Genomic DNA, 22,112 nt, shown 5'->3' on the forward strand with positions numbered 1-22,112 from the left:
TTATGAATCTTGAGAAATATACGGATCGGGCGCGCGGTTTTGTGCAATCGGCCCAGTCTCTCGCCGTGCGCGAGGGCCACCAGCAATTTTCCCCCCTGCATGTCTTAAAGGTGCTCCTCGACGACGAGCAGGGTCTGTCCGCCGGCCTGATCGACCGCTCGGGCGGCCGGTCGCGCGACGCCTTGCAGCAGACCGAGCTGGCGCTTTCCAAAATCCCGAAAGTCGAAGGCGCCGGCGCGGGCCAGCTTTACCTCGCCCCGACCACGGCGCGCCTGTTCGACAGCGCCGAAAAGATCGCGCAAAAGGCCGGCGATTCCTTCGTCACCGTGGAGCGCCTGCTGCTGGCGCTCGCCATGGATTCCTCCAGCGAGGCCGGCAAGATTCTGGCCGCCGCGGGGGTCAACGCCCAGGCGCTCAACAAGGCCATCGAGGATTTGCGCAAGGGACGCACGGCCGATTCCGCTTCGGCCGAAAACGCCTATGACGCCCTGAAGAAATACGCCCGCGACCTCACCGAAGCCGCGCGGACCGGAAAACTCGACCCGGTCATCGGCCGCGACGAGGAAATCCGCCGCACCATTCAAGTGCTGTCGCGGCGCACCAAGAACAATCCGGTTCTGATCGGCGAGCCCGGCGTCGGCAAGACGGCGATCGTCGAGGGTCTGGCGCTGCGCATCGTCAATGGCGACGTGCCGGAATCCCTGCGCGACAAGAGCCTGCTCGCCCTCGACATGGGTGCGCTGATCGCCGGCGCGAAATATCGCGGCGAGTTCGAGGAGCGCCTCAAGAGCGTGCTCAACGAGGTCACCGCGGCCGAGGGCGGCATCATCCTGTTCATCGACGAAATGCACACCCTCGTCGGCGCGGGCAAGGCGGATGGCGCCATGGACGCCTCCAACCTGCTCAAGCCCGCTCTGGCGCGCGGCGAATTGCATTGCGTCGGCGCGACCACGCTCGACGAATACAGAAAGCACGTCGAGAAGGACGCGGCGCTTGCGCGGCGTTTCCAGCCGGTGTTCGTCAGCGAGCCCACGGTCGAGGACACCGTGTCGATCCTGCGCGGCCTCAAGGAGAAATATGAGGTTCATCACGGCGTCCGCATCGCCGACGCCGCTCTGGTGGCCGCCGCCACGCTGTCGAACCGCTATATCGCCGACCGCTTCCTGCCGGACAAGGCCATCGACCTCGTCGACGAGGCGGCGTCGCGGCTGCGCATGCAGGTGGATTCCAAGCCGGAAGAGCTCGACGAGCTCGACCGCCGCATCATCCAGCTCAAGATCGAGCAGGAGGCGCTGAAAAAGGAGACCGACCAGGCCTCGCGCGACCGGCTGGGAAAACTGGAGGCGGAGCTTGCCGATCTCGAGGAAAAATCCTCGGCGCTGACCTCGCGCTGGCGCGCCGAAAAGGACAAGCTCGGCGCGGCGCAAAAACTCAAGGAACAGCTCGACGCCGCCCGCAACGATCTGGCGACGGCGCAACGGCGCGGCGATTATTCCGAGGCCGGGCGCCTCACCTATGGCGTGATCCCGGATCTGGAGCGCAAGCTCGCGGAGACCGAGGAGAAAGGCGCGGCGCTGGTCAATGAGGCGGTGACGCCGGACAATATCGCGCAGGTGGTGTCGCGCTGGACCGGCGTGCCCGTCGACAAGATGCTGGAAGGCGAAAAGGCGAAACTCCTGAAAATGGAGGAGGCGCTGGCCAAGCGCGTGGTCGGCCAGCACGAGGCTGTGGTCGCGGTGGCGACCGCCGTCCGGCGCGCCCGCGCCGGTCTGCAGGATCCCAACCGCCCCATCGGCTCCTTCATGTTCCTGGGCCCGACCGGCGTCGGCAAGACCGAGCTGACCAAGGCGCTGGCGAGCTTCCTGTTCGACGACGAGACCGCCATGGTGCGCCTCGACATGTCGGAATATATGGAGAAGCACTCTGTCAGCCGTCTGATCGGCGCCCCTCCCGGCTATGTCGGCTATGAGGAGGGCGGCGCGCTCACCGAAGCCGTGCGGCGTCGGCCTTATCAGGTCGTGCTGTTCGACGAGATCGAAAAGGCGCATCCGGACGTGTTCAACGTCCTGCTGCAGGTTCTGGACGACGGCCGTCTCACCGACGGCCAGGGCCGCACCGTCGATTTCCGCAATGTGGTGGTCATCATGACCTCGAACCTCGGTTCGGAATTTTTGGTGATGCAGAGGGACGGCGAGGATTCCAATGTCGTCCACGACGAGGTGATGTCGGTGGTGCGCGGGCATTTCCGGCCCGAATTCCTCAACCGCGTCGACGAGATCATCCTGTTCCACCGCCTGCGGCGGGAGGATATGGGGGCGATCGTCGACATCCAGTTCGGCCGTCTCGGCCGGTTGCTGGAGGATCGCAAGATCACCCTGAAACTCTCGGACGCCGGCCGCGACTGGCTGGCGGAGAAGGGCTACGACCCCGCCTATGGCGCGCGCCCGCTCAAGCGCGTGATCCAGAAATATGTGCAGGACCCGCTCGCGGAAAAGATTCTGGCGGGCGAGGTGGCGGACGGCGAAACCGTCGAGGTTTCGGTGCGCGACGGCCAATTGACCCTGGGCGGGGAGATCGTCCCCTTCCCCGGCGGCGGTTTTTCGCGGCCGCCCTCCGCGGCGCTGAACTGAGACGAAGCATTTTCGAGCGAAGTGGATGCCGGTTCGCGTGAAGAAAATGCGTCAAACAAAGAACGAGCAGGCTGCTGAAAAACCCGTGGACCGCCCCGCCCTTCGAGACGCCCGCCAAGGCGGGCTCCTCAGGGTGAGGGCTACTCGATTATTCTAAGTAGAGAAAATCCCTCATGGTGAGGAGGCTGCGAAGCAGCCGTCTCGAACCATGGCCATCGGAACGGGACTTTTTCAGCATCCTGCTAGAGCGCGTTCGGTGAACAGGAGTTCCGAACCTCTAACAAAAACCCCGCCGACGGCGACGTCGGCGGGGTTTTTCCATTCAGCAAAGGCGCGGATCAGCCTTCGTCGTCGGTCTCGATGTCGCCGTCGATGAGGTCGCTGACGTCGTCGCTGTCTTCTTCCTCTTCTTCCAGGAAGGTGTCGTCGGTGTCGTCGTCGCCAAGATCGACATCATCATCCGCCACAACCGCGGCCTTCTCATCGGTGGCGTCGGCATCCTCCAACGGCACGAGCTCGGCGCCGGTCTCCGGCGTCTCCTGCTCCTCGTCTTCGGCGGCGGCCGGACGCGGCGCGGCGCGGGCCAGAACCGGCGGAACGAAAGTGGCCCCGCATTTCGGGCAAAGAATCGGGTCCCGATTCAAGTCAAAAAATTTCGTGCCGCAATTCTGGCATTGGCGCTTGCCGCCGAGTTCAGGTTTGGCCACGTGACATCCTTTGTCTGCCGGCGGACGCCGGAAATCTCCATCGGACGGTCGGGTTATTCGCGCCGCGCGTCGCTGTCAACTCCGGTCTCGCGCGGATTGACGCGGCGGAGACGAAAAGCTTCGGACAAGCCGCAAAGCCCCGCCCCAGGCGGAGCGGCGCAGGTCGTCCCGCGCCGCGCGCGCTCGAGCCCGTTCGCTCGAAAATGCTCTTAGCAGGCTGCTGAAAAACCCGGGCCCGCCCCCGCCCTTCGAGACGCCCGCCAAGGCGGGCTCCTCAGGGTGAGGGCTACTGTATTGTTATACAATAAGAAACCCTCATGGTGAGGAGGCTGCGCAGCAGCCTGCTGAGCATAGCCATGAGAACGTTTTTTCAGCAGCCGGTTGCTCAGCCGACGCCGATGCTGCAGGAGGTTTGCGCGCCCTCGTCCCAACCGTCCCAGAGAAAATCCTCGTGACGGCCATCGGCGATCAGCCGCAAGGCGTAGCGCGTCTGCTCCTTGTAGAACTCGCAGAACGCGCCCTTCTTCTCCATGCCGCCATTCATCTCCTGGGCTTCCGCCGGACAGGGCGAGCCGCAGAAATGGCGGATGGCGCAGGTGGCGCAGTCCTCGATGTCCTCGACGTTGCGGCCGGTCACCAGCCGGAACGGCTCGCTTTCCAGCACATCGGCGATTTCGTCCCGATACAGATTGCCGCCGGCGAAATGCGGCAGGCCGATGAATTCGCTGCAGGGGAACAGATCGCCGCCCGGCGCGAGGGCGAAAAAGCTGCGACCGCCGCCGCAGGGCGAAATATCGCACATCAGCCGCCGCGCTGTCGGCGCCAGAATGGCGATCAGGATATTGGCGAAATTGGCGACCACCAGTTTCCGCCCGGTCTCCTTATAGAGCTGGTGGGTGCGCTCCAGGGCGGCGACGAAAGCCTTGGCGACCTGGGTTTCGTCGCCATTGACCTCGCGGGCGCCCGGCATGGTGCAGCGGGTGACGTTGAGCATGCAGGCGGGCACGCGGTTTTCGTGGAAGAATTCCACCATCTGCGTGAGATAGGGCAGGTTTTCCTGGGTCATCGTGCAAATGACGTTGTAGCCGGGATAGCCATCCAGCAGTTTCATGGCGCGCAGGACATGGTCGGACACGCCCTCGCCGCTCCAGCGTTTGCGCGTGCGGTTGGCGACCTCTTCGACCGGCGCGTCGAGCGACAGGCCGATGCCGACGCCGCGCTCGGTGAGGAATTTGACCGCCGCTTCATCGAGCAAGGTCGAGTTGGTCTGCACGCCGAAGCGGAATTTTTCGCGGAACGCATCGATGCCGGCGAAAATGGCCTCGCGCGCCAGCAGCGGTTCGGCGCCATGAAAAATCACCTGCGGCAGGCGGTCTTCCGGCATGTGGCCGCGGAAATAGCCGTGCAGCCGCTCCAGCGCGTCCAAAACCTCGGCTGTGTCCATCTGCTTGCCGCGCTTGCGCATCTCGCCGGGGATGTAGCAATAGGCGCAATTGAGGTTGCAGCGCTCGGTGGCGTTGAAATAGACCGCCGACGGTTTCAGGTGAAACCGCAACATGTCCATTTCGCGGGCGAAATCGTCGCCCTTTTCGCCAAAAGCGTCGCGCAGCGCGCCGCCGGCCAGCGCATCCGAAACGTCTTCCTTGCGCACCAGGCCCCAGAAGGCGGTGTCGGGCTCGACCAAGGCGACATGGGTGGGGTGATCGATGTCGAAGACGGCGAGAGGGCTCCTTTCGGAGCCCTCCGCGAAATTGCGCGGATGCGCGCTCAACGCTTCACCTGCTTGTCCATGAGGACATAGTGCGACAGGCCCGTGCCCTCGGCGTCGCAGGTTTTGCGGAGGGCGATCACCGCCGGGCGGGCGGCGGGCTTGGTCTCAGTGCAATCAGGGGTCTTGTTCACGGCATTGCTCCGATGCGCAAAGAAGGACGTCGGCCAAGCGCATGCGCTCGCCGAAATCCTTTCCATCGGATTTCGCCCTTCGATTCACCCATCCAGCAGGTCTTCTGGCTCTCGGATCGTCCGAAGCGCGACGTCTTCCCAGCGGGGTGAACCCCGCCAGTGACTGGTTTTTCACCGAGTCCGCTCCGTCCCCGATTACAGCGGCGGGACCGCCGCGGATTTGCACCGCGTTCCGGGATACTGGATGGCGGCCGGTTTAATCCGATCCGCAATCCTGTCAAGCCAGACGATCAGCTCACCCAGCGATGCCGGCGGCCCCATTCGGTGATCGGTTCTTCCAAAAGCCTGGTCATGATCCAGGACAGCAGCACCGTCACCGGAAAGGCCGCCGTGGTGACCGCGATCTGCGCGGGGGTCGAAATGTCGGGCGGGCCGCCCAGGATCAGGCCGTGCATCAGGCCGAGCACGGCGAGATGGGTGAGATAGACGCTGTAGGAGATCTGGCCGAAGAAGCGGAGCACGCGGCCCTCGAAGCGCGGCGCCTCGGGCGCGCCCTTGACCAGGGTGAGGATGAAGGCGGCCGCGCCGATCGACATCAGGAAGGGGCCGAAAATCTCGAAACGCGGGCCGACCACGCCGCCATCGAACCTTTGCACGACAAAGGTGGCGAGCATGCACAGGATGGGCGTCAGCCGCACATGCAGCGCATATTTGTTCCAGTCGATCACGTCGTCCTTGACCAGCACGGCGAGGATCATGCCGGCGAGCAGCACGTCGGCGGCGGTCGGCAGCAGCGCGATCGGCGCCAGCGACAGATCGCCGCGCAGCACGCCCCAGCAGCGCAGGCCGAGGCTCGCCAGGCTCAGGCCGATCATCAGCGGCAGCCAGGCGCGGCGCGGCGTCAGCATCAACAGGAAGGGGGCGACCAGATAGAATTGCTCTTCCAGCGCCAGCGTCCAGGTCGGCGACAGCCAATGCGCGCCCGGGCTCTCCAGATGCACGAGAAAATAATTCTGCACGAAGACCAGATAGGACCAGACCGGGAATTTGGGGTCGCTGTCCAGCCAGCGCGCGTCGCCGATCAGCCAGAGCAGGCCGAGAATGGCCAAAGTCGCGGAGAAATAGGTTGGGAAGGTGCGGCACACCCGACGCAGATAGAAGACGCTGAGGAAATTGCGCGCCTCCATCTTTTCGATGATCAGGCGGCCGACGAGATAGCCGCTGAGCACGAAAAAGACCAAAACCGCCGTCCAGCCGACGCAGGCATAGCCAAAGCCGTGGGGCACCTCGCCATAGAAATGCGAGAGGATGACGAACAAGGTCATCAGCCCGCGCAAGCCGTCGAGCGCGGGGATGCGGATGTCCGACTTGGCGGACGTTTTGGGACGGGCGAGGCCCGCATCGGCAACAAAATCTTCGGCGCTCGCGCCAATGGATGTCTGCAAGGTCATGGACGAAACCCTGGTTCACCCACAACCTACCGTCATCGCGTGAACTCAGCGTAAATACGCAGGGGACGGGATCAGCTGCGAAAGCGCCACACGCCGGAGCGTTTGATCTCGCAATCCTCCAGCGCGCGGGTGACGGGCACGCGATATTCCGCCACCTGTTCGAGCCGGTCGCGGGCCAGATAGGTCCGGCCGGGATCGCCGATCAGGACGCGGGCGCCGCGCCGGTGCAGGGTTTCCAGCCAGTCGGTGACGGTTTGCGCCATGTCCTGTTCATAGGAGACGTCGCCGGCCAGCGCCACATCCCAGCCCTCGTCGGCGCCGACGGCGAGATCGCTGCGCGGCATGATCCGCACGCCATTGGCTTCGGCGTTGAGCCGCATCGACTCGATGGCGAAAGCGTCGATGTCGCAGGCGTCGACGCTGATCGCCCCGGCCATGGCGGCGGCGATCGCCACGAGACCCGAGCCCGAGGCGAAATCCAGCACTTTCTTGCCGGCGACCTCCTCGGGATGATCGAGGATGTAGCGCGCCAAGGCCTGGCCGCCCGCCCAGGCGAAAGCCCAGAACGGCGGCGGCAGGCCGATCTCGCCCAGCTCCTCCTCGGTTTTCTGCCAGAGGGCGGTGGCCTCGTCAGCGAGATGCAGACGAATTTCCGGCGCATGCGGCGTCGGCAGCAGCCGTGTTTCCGCGCGAATGAAGGCGGCGCGATCCCCCGGCGACAGCCGCAGGCCATCGCCGCTCCGCAAGGGCGGCGGGCCCTCGTCCGACTGTGTGGTCAAAGCATTTCCTTCAAGCTGCGCCGCAAAACTTTGCCGACATTGGTTTTCGGCAGGTCGTCGCGGAAAATGATGCTGCGCGGCATTTTGTAGCCGGTCAGGCGCTCCCGGCAAAAGGCGCGCAAGGCTTCCTCCGTCACCCCCTCCCCGCGCGCCACGACAAAGGCGACGACCTCCTCGCCGCTTCCCGCCGCCGGCCGCCCAACCACCGCGGCTTCGCGCACATTGGGATGTTCGACCAGCACGTCCTCGACCTCATTGGGATAGACGTTGAAGCCGGAGACGATGATCAGGTCCTTGAGACGGTCGACGATCTTGATCTGGCCGTCGGGGAGGATGACGCCGCCGTCGCCGGTGCGGAAGAAGCCGTCCGGGGTCAGGGCGTCCGCCGTCGCCATCGGACGGTCCCAATATCCGGCCATCACCTGCGGCCCTCGCGCGCAGATTTCGCCGGTTTCGCCTTGCGGGACCTCCTCGCCATGGGCGTTGCGGATGGAGATTTCGGTTGACGGCACGGGATAGCCGATCGTGCCGGTGAATTCCTCGATGTCGGGCCGGTTGACGCACAGGACCGGAGAGGTTTCGGACAGGCCGTAGCCCTCCAGGATCGGCTTGCCGGTGAGCGCGCGCCACTTGCGCGCCACCGCCGCCTGCACGGCCATGCCCCCGGCGATGCACAGAGCCACGCCGCTGAAATCGACCTTTTTGATGTCGGGGTGGTCGGCGAGCGCGTTGTAGAGCGTGTTCACGCCGGCGAAAATGTGGAAGCGGCTCTTTTCCAGCGTCTTGATGAAGCCGGCGATGTCCCTGGGATTGACGATCAGCAGGCTGGAGCCGCCCTTGAGCACCTGGAACCAGAAACAGGCGGTGAAGGCGAAAATATGATAGAGCGGCAGCGCCGCCACCATCACCAGCGGGCCCTCGGGCAGATCGGGCCCGGCCCAGTCGTCGACCTGCTGGATGTTGGCGAGGATGTTGCGATGCAGCAGCATCGCGCCCTTGGCTTTTCCGGTTGTGCCCCCGGTGTATTGCAGCACCGCGAGATCGTCCTTCGACACAGGAACGGGCGTGGGCTGAAGGTTGCGGGCTTCCGCGAGGACTTGCGAAAACGCAATGGCGCCGGCCATGGGCGCCTCGGGAACGTTCTTCTTCACATGGCGCGAGATGAAATTGACCAGACGGCCCTTCAGGCCGATCAGGTCGCCCGGCGCCAGCAGGACGATGGTCTCGACCGGCAATTTTTCGCGCACGGCGGCGACGGTTTCGCCGAAATTTTCCAGGACGAACAGGAAGCGCGGCGTGGAATCGGTGAGCTGGCTCTCCAGCTCCCGCGAGGTATAGAGCGGGTTGACGTTCACTATGACGCCGCCCGCCAGCAGAATGCCGAGCATGACCGCGGGATAGGCCATGACATTGGGCGCCATGATCGCGGCGCGCTCGCCTTTTCGAAACCCTTGCGCCTGAAGCCAGGCGGCGACCTTGTCGGCGGCCTGCCCGAGCTTTTCATAGCTCACCTTGACGCCAAAACTCTCGGCGATGATGCGGTCGCCGTGCTTCTCGCGGACGCCGCGCCAGAGATCGACCAGGGTGTCGTAGGGCGGCTCCGACATTTCCGCCGGACGGCCCGGCGGATAATGGGCGAGCCATGGGCGCGCGACGACATTTCCTGCGGATGCATTCATGGTTTCCTCCCGGATTATTTATTAGTTTATGTATGAACGTTTTGGCGACGTCTGACAAGCCTCGTCGCACTTGACGCTTCGGACGCGGAAGACCAAGCTCCCGCGCGGCAAGGGATTATGTAGGATTGCCGTTTCGCGAGGTCGAGCCATGTTCTATCTGACCGCTCTCACCAGTTTGGCGACCGTGCTGTTCTACACCTGGCTCGGCTATCGCGTGGCGCGCGCGCGGATGACCTATGGCGTGCCGGCGCCGGCGACCACGGGCGACCCGACCTTCGAGCGGCATTACCGCATCCAGATGAACACGCTGGAATGGCTGCCGATCCAGATCGTCGGTCTGTGGATGTTCGCAATCTATGTGAGCGATCTCGGCGCGGCCGTGTTGGGCGTCATCTGGATCATCGGCCGCGCGATCTACGCGCGCGCCTATCTCGCCGAGCCGAAATCGCGCACCGCCGGCTTCGTCATCCAGCTCTCGGCGAGCCTGCTGCTGTGCCTCGGCGCCGTCGGCGACATTTTTATGCGGCTGGTTTTGGGGGATTAAGACGCCGGGCGGCGCAAGCGCGTGGCAGGCCTTCTGAGCGCCTGAAGCCGCGGCCGGCCGGCGAGCAGGCGGTCGCCGACGAACAACACGCGTCCGTTTCTCAGCCGCCATCGTAACGAAGGCGCGCCTCCTGGATCGCGTCGCGATTGTCGTCCGCCCAAGCCACCAAGGCCATGACCGGCGCCAGCAGGGTGCGGCCGACTTCGGTCAGATCATAGTCGACGCGAACCGGAACGCTTGGAAACATCGTTCGCGTCACCAGGCCGTCGCGCTCCAAGCCGCGCAGGGTCAGCGTCAGCATGCGCTGCGAAATCCCGTCGATCTGACGCCGCAATTCATTGAAGCGGACAGGTCCGTTCTTGAGCGTCACGATGACGTACAGGCTCCACTTATCGCCGATGCGATCGAGGATTTCTCGCACCATTCGGCAATCGCCGTCGCGGGGGCTGGGAACATCGGTGTTACGCAGTGACATGAATGTGCCTTCTTGCGGCGTGGCGCCAGGTCACATTAATAGTGCTGGTCACAAAATGATACTGCCGTTTTCCTTTCCGGAGCAAACGATGACCAACGTTCTTCTCGTCACGTCGAGCCCCCGCGGCGCCGAAGGCCTGTCCACCCGCTTCGCGACAGAGCTGGCGAAAAAGCTTGCGGCGCAGTCGGGCGGCGCGGTCACCCCTCGCGATCTCTCGGCGAAGCCGCTGCCGCATATCGCGTCCGCCTATATCAGCGGCCGCACGGCGCCGCCGGAGTCACGCACGCCGGAACAGGCCGAAGCCGTCGGCCGCGCTGAAACCTTGATCCACGAACTCCAGACCGCCGACGCGATCGTCATCGGCTCGGGCATGATCAATTTCAGCCTGTCGACGCAGCTGAAGGCCTGGTTCGACCACATCATCTGGCCTGGCGTCACCTTCGCATTCGACGCCTCCGGCCCGCGCGGATTGGTGACCGGCAAGAAGGTCTATCTCGTCACCGCGAGCGGCGGCGTCTTTTCCGAAGGCGCCTATGCGCCGTTCGACTTCCAGACCGCCTACCTCGCTCACCTGCTCGGCTTCATCGGCCTCACCGATGTCGACGTGATCCGCATCGAAGGGACCGCCTACGGTCCGGACGCGGTCAACGCGGCCATCGCCGCCGCGGAAGCGCAGATCGGCGCCGCGCTCGCCCGCGCGGCCTGATCAGGCGCGTTGCGGACGAGGCGCAAGCCTTGGGGCGCGGCCTTCTAAAGCCGGCGCCAACACGATCAAAAAGGCAACGATCAATGAAAATATCGCTCTTTGGCGCAACCGGACCAACCGGAAAATACCTCATCGAGGAAGCGCTGAGACAAGGATACAGCCTGTCCGTCTATACGCGCGACGCCGGCAAGCTCGCCGCATATGCGGATAAAATCGACATCGTCGTCGGCGATCTCGAGACTCAGGACGCGATCAAAAAATGCGTGACCGGCTCTGCCGCGGTGATCAGCGCGCTCGGCCCTAACAGCCTCGCCGTCAAGGGAACGCTGCCCGTCATGCATGGGCTCGGCAATATCATGACAGCTATGAAGGACGCTAACGTCAATCGCCTGATCCAGGTGTCGACCGCGGCCTATCGGGATCCCAAGGACCGCTTCGACTTCAAGTCTCAGGCGATGCTCGCGGTCCTCAAGCTCATCGCCAGAAAGGGCGTTGAAGACGTTCAGGCCACCGCCAAGCTGATTAGCGACTCGGATTTGAATTGGACGTTGGTTCGCATACCGAATCTGAAAGACGGACCAAGCGACGGCGACATCGACGTTGGCTGGTACGGACAACGGAAGCTTGGAACGAAGCTTTCACGGGGCAATTTGGCGAAATTTCTCGTCGATCAGATCGCGAGCCGGGAATTCACGCGGGCCGCTCCGGGCATAGCCAATCGTGCGTAAAAAATGGCGACGGCGCTGGGCCTGGCCCGCCGCCAGCTTCGCCCAAACATGGAGTAGGTGATGTTGCACATCGACCTTTATACCGAGATCAGCTGTCCCTGGTGTTTCGTTGGCGAGCATCGGCTCGACAAGGTGCTGGCGGAGCGTTTCCATGACCTCGCGGTGAATATTCGCCGCCATCCCGTGCTGCTCCTGCCCGACGCGCCGGTTTCGGGGGTTTTCATTCCCGACCTGCTTCGTCAGCGCTATGGCGTGACAGATCCGAAGGCGGCTTTCGCGCGGCCAGAAGCCGAAGCGCGCGCGTCGGGATTCAGCCTCGATCTCAGCCGCCAGCAATGGGCCTATCCGACCCAATCGGCGCATGCGCTTATCCTTGCGGCGCACGACAGCGGCGAACAGCATCGACTCGCCACTGCGATCAGCGAAGCCTATTTCCTCGACGCCAAGAATATCGCCGACCCCGACGTCCTCGCCGACATCGCGGCGACCCACGGGTTCGACCGCGCCAGAGCCCGCGCCATCGCCATCGATCCGGCGCGACGAAAGCATGTGGAAGCCGAGGCCGCCAAATCGGCGTTGGCGGGGGTGCGGTCCGTGCCCCATTTCGTCTTTGGCGGTCGCGTTGCGATCAACGGCGCTCGCAGCGAGGATGAAATCGCGCGGGCGATCACGGAGGCCGCAGGCGCATCGGCGATCGGCTGACAGACGGGGCGCCGGATTGCGTTCGCCTGAGCGCATCCGAGAGATGGCGACATAACCCGTTCAGCGAGGCGCGCCCCGGCAGCTTCCCGACCGGCGCTTCCGTTGCCGACCACGCCTGCTACGGTCTTTTTTGGCGCCGTCTCCCTGGCCTCCGGGGCAAGGTTTTTGACGAAATTCAATCCAGGATTGTATATCCTCCGCGCAGATTCAGTGAAAAACCTGCGAATTCTTGCGAAAAACGCGCAAATTTCGATCGGAATCACGCGATTTTCAGCGTTGCAACCTTGCGGTTGCTTGCGCCGGGCAGCGTGGGCCTTGGCGCGGCGGGGGCGCCCAAGTCCTGCGCTCCATGTCGCATTTATTATTGCAAAACAGTCGGTTATAACTGTCTTCGTGCGGGGCGGCGGCTCGTTTCACGTTAAACAAAACATGAACATAATTCGGACAAATTCGCGGAAACCGCGGATTTTGCGCTTTTCACTTTTGTAAAATTTGCTGTTTTGGGCGGTCGACGCGGCGCGGGTCTTCCAAAACCGGCGCCTCGCATGGCCTCATTTCACGCCGAGCAGCGCCAGCATGATGGCGCCCGAAATGGCGGTGCCGAACACGCCCGCGAGATTCGGCCCCATGGCGTGATAGATCAGATAATTCTCCTTGTCGTATTCCAGCGCGACATTGTGGCTGACGCGCGCGGCGATCGGCACCGAGGCGATGCCCGCCGATCCCAGCAGCGGATTGATCTTCTCCTTCAGGAACAGGTTCATGATCTTGGCGCCGATCACGCCCGAGCCCGTGCCAAAGACGAAGGCGAGGAGGCCCAGTCCGACGATCTCGATGGTCTGCAAGGTCAAAAACTGTTCGGCCGCCATGGTCGAGCCGATGGCCAGGGTCAGGATGATGATGATGACGTTCATCAGGTCGTTGGCGGCGGTTTTGGCGAGGCGGCTGACGACCAAGACCTCGCGGAACAGATTGCCGAGCATCAGCATGGTGATCAGCGGCGCGACCGGCGGGAAGAACAGATTGACGATAATGCCGATCACGATGGGAAAGGCGATCTTTTCCAGACGCGTGACATGCCGCGACTGCTTCATGCGGATCAGGCGCTCCTCGCGGGTGGTGAGCAGCTTCATCACCGGCGGCTGGATCAGCGGCATCAGCGCCATATAGGAATAAGCGGCGACCGAGATTTGCGGCAGCAGATGCGGCGCCAGTTTGATGGTCATGAAGATCGCCATGGGGCCGTCGGCGCCGCCGATAATGCCGATGGCGCCGGCCTCGTTGAGCGAAAAGCCCAGCAGCTTGGCGCCGATCAGGGCGACGAAAATCCCCAGATGCGCGGCGGCGCCGAGAATGACCAGCTTTGGATTGGCGATCATCGGGGCGAAATCGGTCATGGCGCCGACGCCGAAAAAGATCAGCGGCGGCACCACCAGCAATTGCACGCCCTGATAGGCGTAGTGGAAGAGGCCGCCGGGCTGGGTGAGGTCGGAGCCCGGCACATTGGCGATCACGCAGGAAAAACCGATGCCGACCAGCAGCAGCGGCTCATAGCCCTTGGCGACCGCAAGATAGATCATCGTGCAGCCCACGGCGATCATCACCGCATTGCCCCACCAGAAATGGGCGAGGCCGGTCTGGTCGAGCAGGGCGCCGAGAAAGGACAAAAATTGTTCGAACACGCGGCGCCTCCGGCCCGAAGTCAGTTTCGTTTTAATGGCCATGGTTCGAGACGCCTGCTGCGCAGGCTCCTCACCATGAGGGAGTTCCCTATATGAAAGTCGCCCTCATGCTGAGGACGCCGCGTCGCGGCTGTCGCGGAGCACGAGGGCGGTCCACTTATGTGTCGGCGGCCTGGGTCCTCAATGCTGACTCTTGCGCAGCGCGTCTTCGTCCACCTTGCCGATCCGGTTGAGCAGCGGGAACAGGGCCAGGACCACGCCGATGCCGGTGATCATCACCATGGAGGCGAAGAAATCGATCAGGCTGAGCATCACGGCGCCGTAGAGCGAGTCGGGCATGGTCATGGCGATCAAACCTCAGGCGAGGGTGAGCAGGACGGCGCCGGTGTCGACGGATTCGCCGACAGCGACCGCGATGGAGACCACCTTGCCGGCGCCCTTGGCGTGGACCTCGGTCTTCATCTTCATCGCCTCGAGCACGGCGATTTTGTCGCCCGCCTGCACCGCCTGTCCGACCGTGACCTCGATCGACTGCACCGTGCCGGCGAGCGGCGCGACCTCGTCGCCGGCGCTTGCGGCGGCGCGCGGCGGCGTGTGGGCCGGCGCGGCCGCCACCGCCGCCGAAGCCGCCGCAACGGAGGCCGGCCAGGACGCAGCGCCTGCTGCGGCCGCGCCGCCGCCGTCGCCGACGATTTCCTCGACCACGACCTCATAGGGCTGGCCGTCCACGGTGATCCTGAATTTGCGATGCATGGCGAACTCCAGCCCGAGGGGCGTCAATGCGGATTATGAGACGTCTGCTGCAACCAGCGGCCTTCCGCCGCCCAGGCGCCGCCCGTGTGCGGGTCGGCGATATGGGCGACCCGATAGCCGCAGGCGGCGACGGCGGCGGCGATGGCGGCGACATGATGGGGCGGGATTCCCTGGGGCGCGATGGAGGGCGACGCGACAGTCGGCGCCGCGGCGGCGCGCGCCGCCCGCTTGCGCTCGGCGGCTTCCTTCGCTTCCGCCGCCTGGCGGGCGATTTCGGAGGTTTCCACCCAGCCCAGGAAGCGCGCCGCTTGCTTGACGACGAACCACAGGACGAGGACGGCGGCGATCCCGCCCAGCGCCAGTTTGAGAGTTTCCGCGTCCATCCGCTCCTCCTGCGCTAAAGCGGGATGTTGCCGTGTTTCTTTGGCGGCCTGATGTCGCGTTTCGACAGCGCCTTGCGCAAAGCCAGCGCGATGGTCGAGCGGGTCAGAGCGGGGTCGATGACATCGGTGATGTAGCCATGCGCCGCCGCCTGATAGGGCGAGGCGAATTCGGCGCGATAGGCGGCGGCATAGTCCTTCGCCTTGGCCTTGGGGTCTTCGGCCGCCTTCAATTCCTTGGCGTAGAGCACGGTCACCGCGCCCTCCGCGCCCATCACCGCGATTTCAGCGGTCGGCCAGGCGTAGACGAAATCCGCGCCCATTTCGCGCGCGCACATCGCCAGATAGGAGCCGCCATAGGCTTTGCGCAGGATCACCGTCACCTTCGGCGTGGTGCAGGAGGCATAGGCGAACAGCATTTTGGCGCCATGCCGGATGATGCCGCCACGCTCCTGGTCGACGCCGGGCAGGAAGCCAGGCACGTCGACCAGCGTGACCAACGGAATGTTGAAACAATTGCAGAAACGGATGAAGCGCGCCGCCTTGTCGGAAGCATCCATGTCCAGCGCGCCCGCCCGGACGGTCGGCTCATTGGCGACAATGCCCACGACAATGCCTTCGACCCGGCCGAAGCCGACGATGATGTTTTCGGCGAAGGAGCGGTGGACCTCGAGGAATTCGCCGGGGTCGACGATGCGCTCGATGACCCGGCGCACATCCATGGGGAGCTGCGGGTCGTCCGGGATCAGCGCGCGCACGCCCTCGTCCTCGGTCAGCGCAATGTCGGCGCTCGGCCGATGCGGCGGGTCCTCGGAATTGTTCTGCGGCAGGAAGGACAGGAGTTTTTTGACGATGCGGATGGCGTCGGAATCGTCCTCGGCGAGGAAATGCACATTGCCCGAAATGGCGGCGTGCATGTCGGCGCCGCCGACCTCCTCCATGGTGACAGCGCGTCCCGTCACCGCCTTGATCACTTCCGGACCCGTGATGAACATATAGGCGTTCTTCCGGGTCATGATGACGAAATCCATGAGCGCCGGCGAATAAGACGCGCCGCCCGCGCAGGGGCCGCAGACCACGGCGATCTGCGGCACGACGCCGGAGAGCAGCACGTTCTGGTAGAACACGCAGCCATAGCCCGACAGCGCGTCCACCCCCTCCTGGATGCGGGCGCCCGCGGAATCCTTGAAGGCGACGACGGGCGAGCCGAACTTTGCCGCCTCCTCCATCAAGGTCACGATTTTCTTGGCGTGCATTTTGCCGAGCGAGCCGCCCAGCACGGTAAAATCCTGGGCGAAGGCCGAGACCATGCGCCCGTTGACATAGCCGGTGCCGACCACCACGCCGTCGGCGGGCAGGTTTTTCGACTCCATGCCGAAATGGCGGGCGGAATGGCGCGCATGCGCGCCCATTTCCTGAAAGGTGGCCTCGTCGAACAGGGTGTCCAGCCGGTCGCGGGCCGTGAACAGCCCCTTGGCGCGGCGCTGGGCGAGTTTTTCCGCGCCGCCGCCGTTGGAAATTTCTTCCTGCCGGCGGCGCATATCCTCAAGGAGATCGGAGAACTGGGTCATTCGGTCACCTCGCATGCGCCGCGCGCACCGGCGGTCGAGCCGAATGGCGGCTTGCTGTCAGTTGCGTCTGGCCGGTGGGCGATCTCTAAGCGGTCGATCCGTCGCTTCCAATTAATTTTAAAAGCGATTTGCCAACGGAAGGGGTCGGATATGGCGAAGATAGCGTCCTTTCCGGGTCTTGTGCAAGACGGAATCGACGCTGTCATCTACGGCTCAGGCGCCGTCTCTCCGGTGGGGCCGCGGTTTGCTCTGGGCCGTTCAGGCCGGAGCGAGCGCAAGACAAAGGGCTCCGGCGCCGTTTTGCCGCCCGAGCCCCACTTCCCATAGGTCGCATGAAACGCGTCAGATCAAGCCGCGAGGATCGATTCGAACTCTTGGATCGCGTCGTCGATTTCCTCGCGACGGACACGCAAGCGATCGATCATTCCCTCGATATCGGCCCTGTTCAGCGCCGCTTCCCTCAACAAACCGAGTTCGCCTTCGAAGATCGTCCTGATCTGCTCCAAAGACATGCCGGCCTGCTGATACTTCAGAATATCGCCGATTTTCTTGATTTGGCCTTCCGAATAATACCGAACTCCACTCTTGCGGATCGGCGCCACCAGGCCAATCTGGTCATAGAATCGCAGAGTCCTGCTCGAGACCTTGAAATGGTCAGCGACCTTTCCGATCGATCTCAGAGAATCCTCGTCTTTCATCGCGATCTCCGACTTTACGTTGTTTTTTTGCCTTCATGAGCATTCCCAACAGAAAAACATAGTGCTCACAAATTTATTTTCGTCGTCGTATCGCTGTTATGACTTTCCACACCCTCAAGTTCAGACATTTTCTTGAGGATCTGCTTCAGACACGCCTCTGCATCTTTCGAGTGACGCACCGCCCGACTCAAAGACGCGCGATCGCCGAGCATATTGATATCGAGCACGGCGTACTGCAAATGCACGAGCGCAATTTCTCTCAATGTCTCAACCGACTGGTCCACGGACGCCCTCTAAGATTGTCACATTGGCAAACCTAGCGTCACAGTTGCAGTTACGCAATTGATTTATATCAAACACATTGATCTTGTTTAAAAATAATTCGAATAACTCAGGAAAAAGACCTCTCTCGGATCGAACCTCGCGCCAGACGATACAGGCAAAAAGCGACACCGCGACCGTCACAACTTGCAAGTTGCAGAGCAACACATGATGACAACATCATCGAACGACACGGTAGAGCCTGACGTTTCTGCGACCGCCGCAGCGGCATAGCGGCACGTCAAAGACGCAACACCCGGAAGCAAACTCTGCAATATAGCTGCAAGATACCGGATTTAATACGCACATACGCATGAAATCATACTGCCTATGCGATATTTTTATTAATTTTTGCATCTGCACACCGCAGATTTAAACAGAAAACACTTGTCATGAAAATCGCGCATGCGACGCGCGCCGAGCTTACGACCCGCCCGCCGAGCGAGTCGCCGAGGATAGTAACACCAACGATACCCATCGTATTGATGAGTAAAACCGCGCTCCACGAAAACCGGCGAATCGCGGCGGCGCGAGCGGGCCGAGCGCCGCAAGCCGAGACGGGCGCCGCGACATCGCCGATGCGCTCGACACGGAGGACATCGAAGCCCGCACGCGAAATTGACTTATCTCCCCGGCAAGGCTATTGAAGCCGACCTCGCAAGAGACGACATTTTTCGCACACCGACCCGCGCGCGACGCGGGAGGTCACCGCCCGGCAGCGCGATGCGCCCCCGGGCGCGATGTGCGTTGAACGCGCGTCTGGCGCGAGCCCAAAGGGAACAGACAATGTTTGAAGGCCTGTCGGAAAAGCTCTCGGGCATATTCGATCAACTGACGCGGCGCGGCGCCCTCTCCGAGGAGGACGTCAATCTCGCCATGCGCGAAGTCCGCCGCGCGCTGCTCGAAGCCGACGTGGCGCTGGACGTCGCCCGCACCTTTATCGACAAGGCCAAGGAGCGCGCCGTCGGCGCCGAGGTGCTGAAAAGCATCAAGCCCGGCCAGATGGTCGTCAAGATCGTCAATGACGTCCTGATCGAGACCTTGGGGTCGGACGCCGAACCCATCGACCTCAACGCCGCCCCGCCCGTGGCGATCATGATGGTCGGTCTGCAAGGCGCGGGTAAAACCACCACCACCGCCAAGATCGCCAAGCGCCTCTCCGAACGCTTCAAGAAGCGGGTGCTGATGGCCTCGCTGGACGTCAAACGTCCGGCCGCGCAGGAACAGCTCGCCGTGCTCGGCCGTCAGGTCAATGTCGACACGCTGCCGATCGTCGCCGGCCAGACTCCGGTGCAGATCGCCCGTCGCGCCGAAGAGGCCGCCCGCCTGCAAGGCTACGATGTCGTGATGTTCGACACCGCCGGCCGCACGCATATCGACGAGCCCTTGATGGTGGAAATGGCCGAGATCAAGGCCGCCGCCAAGCCCCACGAAATCCTGCTCGTCGCCGACGCCCTAACCGGCCAGGACGCGGTCAATCTCGCCAAGAATTTCGATGAACGCGTGGGCATCTCCGGCATCGTCCTGACCCGCGTCGACGGCGACGGACGCGGCGGCGCGGCGCTGTCGATGCGCGCCGTCACGGGAAAACCGATCAAGCTGATCGGCATCGGCGAAAAGATGGACGCGCTGGATGATTTCCATCCGCAGCGCATCGCCAACCGCATTTTGGGCATGGGCGACATTGTCGCGCTGGTCGAAAAGGCGGCGGAAAACATCGACGCCGAAAAGGCGATGAAAGTCGCCGAAAAGCTGCGCAAAGGCAAATTCGACCTGCAGGATATGGCCGACCAGCTCGCCATGGCGGAGAAGATGGGGGGCCTCGGCGGCATCATGGGGATGCTGCCCGGCGTCGCCAAACTCAAGGACGCCATGGCCAACGCCAAGGTCGACGACAACATGATCAAGCGCCAGCGCGCCATCATTCTGTCGATGACGCCGGCGGAGCGCCGCAACCCCGAAATTCTTAAGGCGTCGCGCAAAAAGCGCATCGCGGCGGGCGCCGGAACGACGGTCGAACTCGTCAACCGGCTGCTGAAGCAGCACCGCGCCACCGCGGACATGATGAAGGCGATGGGCGGCGGTCCCAAGCGCGGGCCGATGGCGCAAATGGCGCAGATGTTCGGCATGGGCAAGGGCATGGACATGCCGTCGCCTGAGCAAATGGCGGAAATGCAGAAGAAATATGGCGTCGCCCCGGGCCTGGGCGGCGGCCTGCCCAAGGAGCCGCCGGCGGAATTGATGGCGCCGCCGCCCGCCGCCGCCAAGCCGGGCCTTCCGGGATTGGGCGCCAGCGGCGGCAAGTCGCTGCTGCCGGGCCTCGGCGGCTTGAGCAGCTTGAATCCGTTCAAGAAGAAGTGAGTTTTCCGCGCGTCGTTCGCGCGGACCGGAACTGCCGGGAGAGGGGCCGGCGGTTTGCACAAAATGGAAATCGCCAGCCCCTCGGCGAAACCAAAGGAAAAACACATGTCGTTGAAGATTCGTCTGTCTCGCGGCGGCGCCAAGAAGCGCCCGTTCTATCGCGTGGTGGTCGCGGACGCCCGTTCGCCGCGCGACGGCCGCTTCATTGAGAAGCTCGGCACGTTCGACCCGCTGGCGCCCAAGGATTCCGCCAACCGCCTCGTGCTGGACGTGGAAAAGGCCAAGGAATGGCTGGCCAAGGGCGCGCAGGCGACCGACCGCGTCGCCCGCCTGCTGGACGGCGTCGGCGCGCTGAAGCGCGAACCGCGCAACAACCCGCAGAAGGCCCAGCCGAAGAAGAAGGCGCAGGAGCGCGCGGCGGCCGCCGCCGCTGCGGCCGAGAAGGCTGCGGCCGCGGAGTAATCTGACGGGCGCCTCCCTTCTCCCCTTGCGGGAGAAGGTGGCGCGCCAGCGCCGGATGAGGGGTTCGTCGCCTGCGATTGACCCCTCATCCGTCCCGCGGCTGTCGCCGCGATCCACCTTCTCCGCAAGGGGAGAAGGGAATCCTCGGAGAGACAGAGCTTGAGCGACGAAGTCCTGGTCGGCGTTTTCGGCGCGCCACACGGCGTGCGCGGCGAATTGCGCGTGAAATCCTACACCCAGGACCCGCTGAGCCTCGCCGATTACGACGGCCTGCATGACGGCGCCGGCCGCCCGGTCGAGATAACCGCCGCGCGCCTGCTCAAGGACGACCTGCTCGTCGTGCGCGTGAAAGGCGTGAGCGACCGTGACGCAGCGCAAGCCCTCACCCACACCAAGCTGTTCATCCCCCGCGAAAAACTCCCTCCCACCGAGGAAGACGAGTTTTACACGCGAGACCTGATCGGCCTGCGCGCGGAAACGCCCGAGGGCGAACTGATCGGGACAATCGTCGCGGTCCCCAACTACGGTGCCGGCGACATCCTTGAAATCGCCCCGCCCGCCGGCGACACCCTGCTTTATCCTTTTACCCACGCAGTCGTCCCCACCGTGGACATCAAGGGCGGCCGCGTCATCGTCGTCCCGCCCGCCGAGACGGAGTAATGTGGAGCGCCAGCGTCTTCACGCTCTATCCCGACATGTTCCCGGGCCCGCTGGGACAGTCGATGTCGGGAACGGCGCTGTCCAAAAATCTCTGGTCCCTTGAGACAATCGACATCCGCGACCACGGGCTGGGCCGCCATCGCGCCGTCGACGACACGCCGGCGGGCGGCGGCCCCGGGATGGTCTTGCGCGCAGACGTGCTGGCGAACAGCCTCGATTCGCGCCTGACGCCAAACGACCCGCGCCCCCGCCTGCTGCTGTCGCCGCGCGGAACGCCGCTGACCCAGGCGCTGGCGCGACAATGGGCGGATGGCCCCGGCCTGATCCTGGTGTGCGGAAGGTTCGAGGGCGTGGACGAGCGCGTGATCGAGGGCCGCGCGCTCCAGGAAGTTTCGATTGGCGACTACATCCTGTCCGGCGGCGAGATCGCGGCGCTGACCCTGCTCGACGCCTGCGTGCGGCTGCTGCCGGGCGTGATGGGCAAGCTCGAATCGGGCGAGGATGAGAGTTTCGAGGGCGGATTGCTGGAATATCCGCACTACACGCGCCCGCGCGACTGGGAAGGCCGCGCCATCCCCGAAATCCTGTTGTCCGGCGACCATGCGAAGATCGCGGCCTGGCGTCGGGCCCAGGCCGAAGCGCTGACGCGAGCGCGTCGCCCGGATCTTTTGCGCGAACGGGAGTGAAATTCAGGGCGCGCCCCGCCTTGCCAAGCGCCGCCAATCTGGCTAAGAGGACCGTGCTGCTTCGCGGAGGCCGCAATAGCTCAGCTGGTAGAGCACCTCATTCGTAATGAGGGGGTCGGGGGTTCGAATCCCTCTTGCGGCACCAAGCCTTCTTCCGCCCACCTTCGCCAAACCTCACTAATCGCCGCGAACTCCTGAAGTCATAGAGATTTCAGTTCGCTGGCCTTCGCCAAGC

At 63.7% G+C, this 22,112-nt stretch carries 23 protein-coding genes, 1 tRNA gene and 1 riboswitch; of the genes, 10 read left to right on the forward strand and 14 right to left on the reverse strand.

The annotated features are described in order from the left end of the window. Nucleotides 1-2 precede the first annotated feature (2 nt). On the forward strand, nucleotides 3-2,630 hold the full coding sequence (gene clpB / locus M2320_RS07250) for an ATP-dependent chaperone ClpB (protein ID WP_264596696.1): 2,628 nt from the start codon (nucleotides 3-5) through the stop codon (nucleotides 2,628-2,630). 338 nt (nucleotides 2,631-2,968) lie between these two features. Here clpB and M2320_RS07255 read toward each other — a convergent pair whose 3' ends face one another. From M2320_RS07255 to M2320_RS07280, 6 genes are all read right to left on the reverse strand, one after another. Beyond that, nucleotides 2,969-3,337 (reverse strand): TIGR02300 family protein, encoded by a 369-nt coding sequence (locus M2320_RS07255; RefSeq protein ID WP_184429510.1) that lies wholly within the window; start codon nucleotides 3,335-3,337, stop codon nucleotides 2,969-2,971. A gap of 385 nt (nucleotides 3,338-3,722) precedes the next feature. Beyond that, nucleotides 3,723-5,108 (reverse strand): peptide-modifying radical SAM enzyme CbpB, encoded by a 1,386-nt coding sequence (cbpB, locus tag M2320_RS07260; RefSeq protein WP_264596697.1) that lies wholly within the window; start codon nucleotides 5,106-5,108, stop codon nucleotides 3,723-3,725. Further along, on the reverse strand, nucleotides 5,105-5,239 hold the full coding sequence (cbpA, locus tag M2320_RS07265) for a modified peptide precursor CbpA (RefSeq protein ID WP_264596698.1): 135 nt from the start codon (nucleotides 5,237-5,239) through the stop codon (nucleotides 5,105-5,107). Before cbpA ends, cbpB begins: the two co-directional genes overlap by 4 nt. Nucleotides 5,240-5,316: 77 nt before the next feature. Continuing rightward, nucleotides 5,317-5,499: riboswitch (cobalamin riboswitch) on the reverse strand. Nucleotides 5,500-5,529: 30 nt separating this feature from the next. Next, on the reverse strand, nucleotides 5,530-6,690 hold the full coding sequence (locus M2320_RS07270) for an acyltransferase family protein (RefSeq protein ID WP_264596699.1): 1,161 nt from the start codon (nucleotides 6,688-6,690) through the stop codon (nucleotides 5,530-5,532). A gap of 71 nt (nucleotides 6,691-6,761) precedes the next feature. Continuing rightward, nucleotides 6,762-7,418: a class I SAM-dependent methyltransferase gene (locus M2320_RS07275; protein WP_425540668.1), complete on the reverse strand. Its 657-nt coding sequence runs from the start codon at nucleotides 7,416-7,418 to the stop codon at nucleotides 6,762-6,764. Nucleotides 7,419-7,465: 47 nt separating this feature from the next. Next, nucleotides 7,466-9,148, reverse strand: a complete 1,683-nt coding sequence (locus tag M2320_RS07280; protein ID WP_264596700.1) for an AMP-binding protein — start codon at nucleotides 9,146-9,148, stop codon at nucleotides 7,466-7,468. A 148-nt stretch (nucleotides 9,149-9,296) separates the two neighbouring features. Between M2320_RS07280 and M2320_RS07285 the strand changes: the two genes are divergently transcribed. Further along, entirely contained in the window at nucleotides 9,297-9,692 is a 396-nt protein-coding gene (locus M2320_RS07285; protein WP_264596701.1) for an MAPEG family protein, read from the forward strand. Between the two features lie 100 nt (nucleotides 9,693-9,792). On the opposite strand, the gene M2320_RS07290 is transcribed toward M2320_RS07285, so the two are convergent. Next, nucleotides 9,793-10,167, reverse strand: a complete 375-nt coding sequence (locus M2320_RS07290) for a winged helix-turn-helix transcriptional regulator (protein WP_264596702.1) — start codon at nucleotides 10,165-10,167, stop codon at nucleotides 9,793-9,795. 88 nt (nucleotides 10,168-10,255) lie between these two features. On the opposite strand from M2320_RS07290, the gene M2320_RS07295 reads away from it, so the two are divergent. The 3 genes from M2320_RS07295 (at nucleotide 10,256) to M2320_RS07305 (ending at nucleotide 12,303) form a co-directional block, all read left to right on the forward strand. After that, nucleotides 10,256-10,873 (forward strand): FMN-dependent NADH-azoreductase, encoded by a 618-nt coding sequence (locus tag M2320_RS07295; protein WP_264596703.1) that lies wholly within the window; start codon nucleotides 10,256-10,258, stop codon nucleotides 10,871-10,873. Nucleotides 10,874-10,956: 83 nt separating this feature from the next. Then, a complete protein-coding gene (locus M2320_RS07300; protein ID WP_264596704.1) occupies nucleotides 10,957-11,601 on the forward strand; it encodes an NAD(P)H-binding protein in 645 nt (214 codons plus the stop codon). A gap of 60 nt (nucleotides 11,602-11,661) precedes the next feature. Further along, complete coding sequence (locus tag M2320_RS07305) at nucleotides 11,662-12,303, forward strand: DsbA family oxidoreductase (protein ID WP_264596705.1); 642 nt, start codon at nucleotides 11,662-11,664, stop codon at nucleotides 12,301-12,303. Between the two features lie 551 nt (nucleotides 12,304-12,854). On the opposite strand, the gene M2320_RS07310 is transcribed toward M2320_RS07305, so the two are convergent. From M2320_RS07310 to M2320_RS07340, 7 genes are all read right to left on the reverse strand, one after another. After that, the gene (locus M2320_RS07310) at nucleotides 12,855-13,985 is read right to left on the reverse strand and encodes a sodium ion-translocating decarboxylase subunit beta (protein ID WP_264596706.1); all 1,131 of its coding nucleotides are present in this window, start codon (nucleotides 13,983-13,985) and stop codon (nucleotides 12,855-12,857) included. A gap of 180 nt (nucleotides 13,986-14,165) precedes the next feature. Beyond that, nucleotides 14,166-14,330, reverse strand: coding sequence for a hypothetical protein (locus tag M2320_RS07315; protein WP_184430398.1), 165 nt, complete (start codon nucleotides 14,328-14,330; stop codon nucleotides 14,166-14,168). Nucleotides 14,331-14,342: 12 nt separating this feature from the next. After that, nucleotides 14,343-14,738, reverse strand: a complete 396-nt coding sequence (locus M2320_RS07320; RefSeq protein WP_264596707.1) for a biotin/lipoyl-containing protein — start codon at nucleotides 14,736-14,738, stop codon at nucleotides 14,343-14,345. A 23-nt stretch (nucleotides 14,739-14,761) separates the two neighbouring features. Beyond that, nucleotides 14,762-15,121, reverse strand: coding sequence for a hypothetical protein (locus M2320_RS07325; protein WP_264596708.1), 360 nt, complete (start codon nucleotides 15,119-15,121; stop codon nucleotides 14,762-14,764). A gap of 14 nt (nucleotides 15,122-15,135) precedes the next feature. Then, complete coding sequence (locus M2320_RS07330; RefSeq protein ID WP_264596709.1) at nucleotides 15,136-16,689, reverse strand: acyl-CoA carboxylase subunit beta; 1,554 nt, start codon at nucleotides 16,687-16,689, stop codon at nucleotides 15,136-15,138. A 347-nt stretch (nucleotides 16,690-17,036) separates the two neighbouring features. Continuing rightward, nucleotides 17,037-17,387 (reverse strand): MerR family transcriptional regulator, encoded by a 351-nt coding sequence (locus tag M2320_RS07335; protein WP_264596710.1) that lies wholly within the window; start codon nucleotides 17,385-17,387, stop codon nucleotides 17,037-17,039. 65 nt (nucleotides 17,388-17,452) lie between these two features. After that, the gene (locus tag M2320_RS07340; RefSeq protein ID WP_264596711.1) at nucleotides 17,453-17,671 is read right to left on the reverse strand and encodes a hypothetical protein; all 219 of its coding nucleotides are present in this window, start codon (nucleotides 17,669-17,671) and stop codon (nucleotides 17,453-17,455) included. An 823-nt stretch (nucleotides 17,672-18,494) separates the two neighbouring features. On the opposite strand from M2320_RS07340, the gene ffh reads away from it, so the two are divergent. From ffh to M2320_RS07365, 5 genes are all read left to right on the forward strand, one after another. Next, entirely contained in the window at nucleotides 18,495-20,069 is a 1,575-nt protein-coding gene (gene ffh / locus M2320_RS07345; RefSeq protein ID WP_264596712.1) for a signal recognition particle protein, read from the forward strand. A 105-nt stretch (nucleotides 20,070-20,174) separates the two neighbouring features. Next, nucleotides 20,175-20,531: a 30S ribosomal protein S16 gene (gene rpsP / locus M2320_RS07350; protein WP_184430391.1), complete on the forward strand. Its 357-nt coding sequence runs from the start codon at nucleotides 20,175-20,177 to the stop codon at nucleotides 20,529-20,531. Nucleotides 20,532-20,690: 159 nt separating this feature from the next. Further along, nucleotides 20,691-21,191, forward strand: a complete 501-nt coding sequence (gene rimM, locus M2320_RS07355; protein WP_264596713.1) for a ribosome maturation factor RimM — start codon at nucleotides 20,691-20,693, stop codon at nucleotides 21,189-21,191. Next, nucleotides 21,191-21,877, forward strand: coding sequence for a tRNA (guanosine(37)-N1)-methyltransferase TrmD (trmD, locus tag M2320_RS07360; protein ID WP_264596714.1), 687 nt, complete (start codon nucleotides 21,191-21,193; stop codon nucleotides 21,875-21,877). The genes rimM and trmD overlap by 1 nt, the downstream gene beginning before the upstream one ends. A gap of 69 nt (nucleotides 21,878-21,946) precedes the next feature. Further along, nucleotides 21,947-22,022: transfer RNA gene (locus M2320_RS07365), tRNA-Thr, on the forward strand. Nucleotides 22,023-22,112 lie beyond the last annotated feature (90 nt).

This window comes from Rhodoblastus acidophilus, assembly GCF_025961575.1.
GTDB lineage: Bacteria > Pseudomonadota > Alphaproteobacteria > Rhizobiales > Beijerinckiaceae > Rhodoblastus > Rhodoblastus acidophilus_C.

Bases quoted from the DNA above. Each gene is read 5' to 3' on its own strand.
- M2320_RS07320 (WP_264596707.1), bottom strand. From the start codon at position 14,738: ATGCATCGCAAATTCAGGATCACCGTGGACGGCCAGCCCTATGAGGTC.
- M2320_RS07270 (WP_264596699.1), bottom strand. From the start codon at position 6,690: ATGACCTTGCAGACATCCATTGGCGCGAGCGCCGAAGATTTTGTTGCC.
- M2320_RS07330 (WP_264596709.1), bottom strand. From the start codon at position 16,689: ATGACCCAGTTCTCCGATCTCCTTGAGGATATGCGCCGCCGGCAGGAA.
- trmD (WP_264596714.1), top strand. From the start codon at position 21,191: ATGTGGAGCGCCAGCGTCTTCACGCTCTATCCCGACATGTTCCCGGGC.
- M2320_RS07295 (WP_264596703.1), top strand. From the start codon at position 10,256: ATGACCAACGTTCTTCTCGTCACGTCGAGCCCCCGCGGCGCCGAAGGC.
- rpsP (WP_184430391.1), top strand. From the start codon at position 20,175: ATGTCGTTGAAGATTCGTCTGTCTCGCGGCGGCGCCAAGAAGCGCCCG.
- M2320_RS07305 (WP_264596705.1), top strand. From the start codon at position 11,662: ATGTTGCACATCGACCTTTATACCGAGATCAGCTGTCCCTGGTGTTTC.
- M2320_RS07290 (WP_264596702.1), bottom strand. From the start codon at position 10,167: ATGTCACTGCGTAACACCGATGTTCCCAGCCCCCGCGACGGCGATTGC.
- ffh (WP_264596712.1), top strand. From the start codon at position 18,495: ATGTTTGAAGGCCTGTCGGAAAAGCTCTCGGGCATATTCGATCAACTG.
- M2320_RS07285 (WP_264596701.1), top strand. From the start codon at position 9,297: ATGTTCTATCTGACCGCTCTCACCAGTTTGGCGACCGTGCTGTTCTAC.
- clpB (WP_264596696.1), top strand. From the start codon at position 3: ATGAATCTTGAGAAATATACGGATCGGGCGCGCGGTTTTGTGCAATCG.
- M2320_RS07335 (WP_264596710.1), bottom strand. From the start codon at position 17,387: ATGAAAGACGAGGATTCTCTGAGATCGATCGGAAAGGTCGCTGACCAT.
- M2320_RS07325 (WP_264596708.1), bottom strand. From the start codon at position 15,121: ATGGACGCGGAAACTCTCAAACTGGCGCTGGGCGGGATCGCCGCCGTC.
- M2320_RS07280 (WP_264596700.1), bottom strand. From the start codon at position 9,148: ATGAATGCATCCGCAGGAAATGTCGTCGCGCGCCCATGGCTCGCCCAT.
- M2320_RS07300 (WP_264596704.1), top strand. From the start codon at position 10,957: ATGAAAATATCGCTCTTTGGCGCAACCGGACCAACCGGAAAATACCTC.
- M2320_RS07315 (WP_184430398.1), bottom strand. From the start codon at position 14,330: ATGACCATGCCCGACTCGCTCTACGGCGCCGTGATGCTCAGCCTGATC.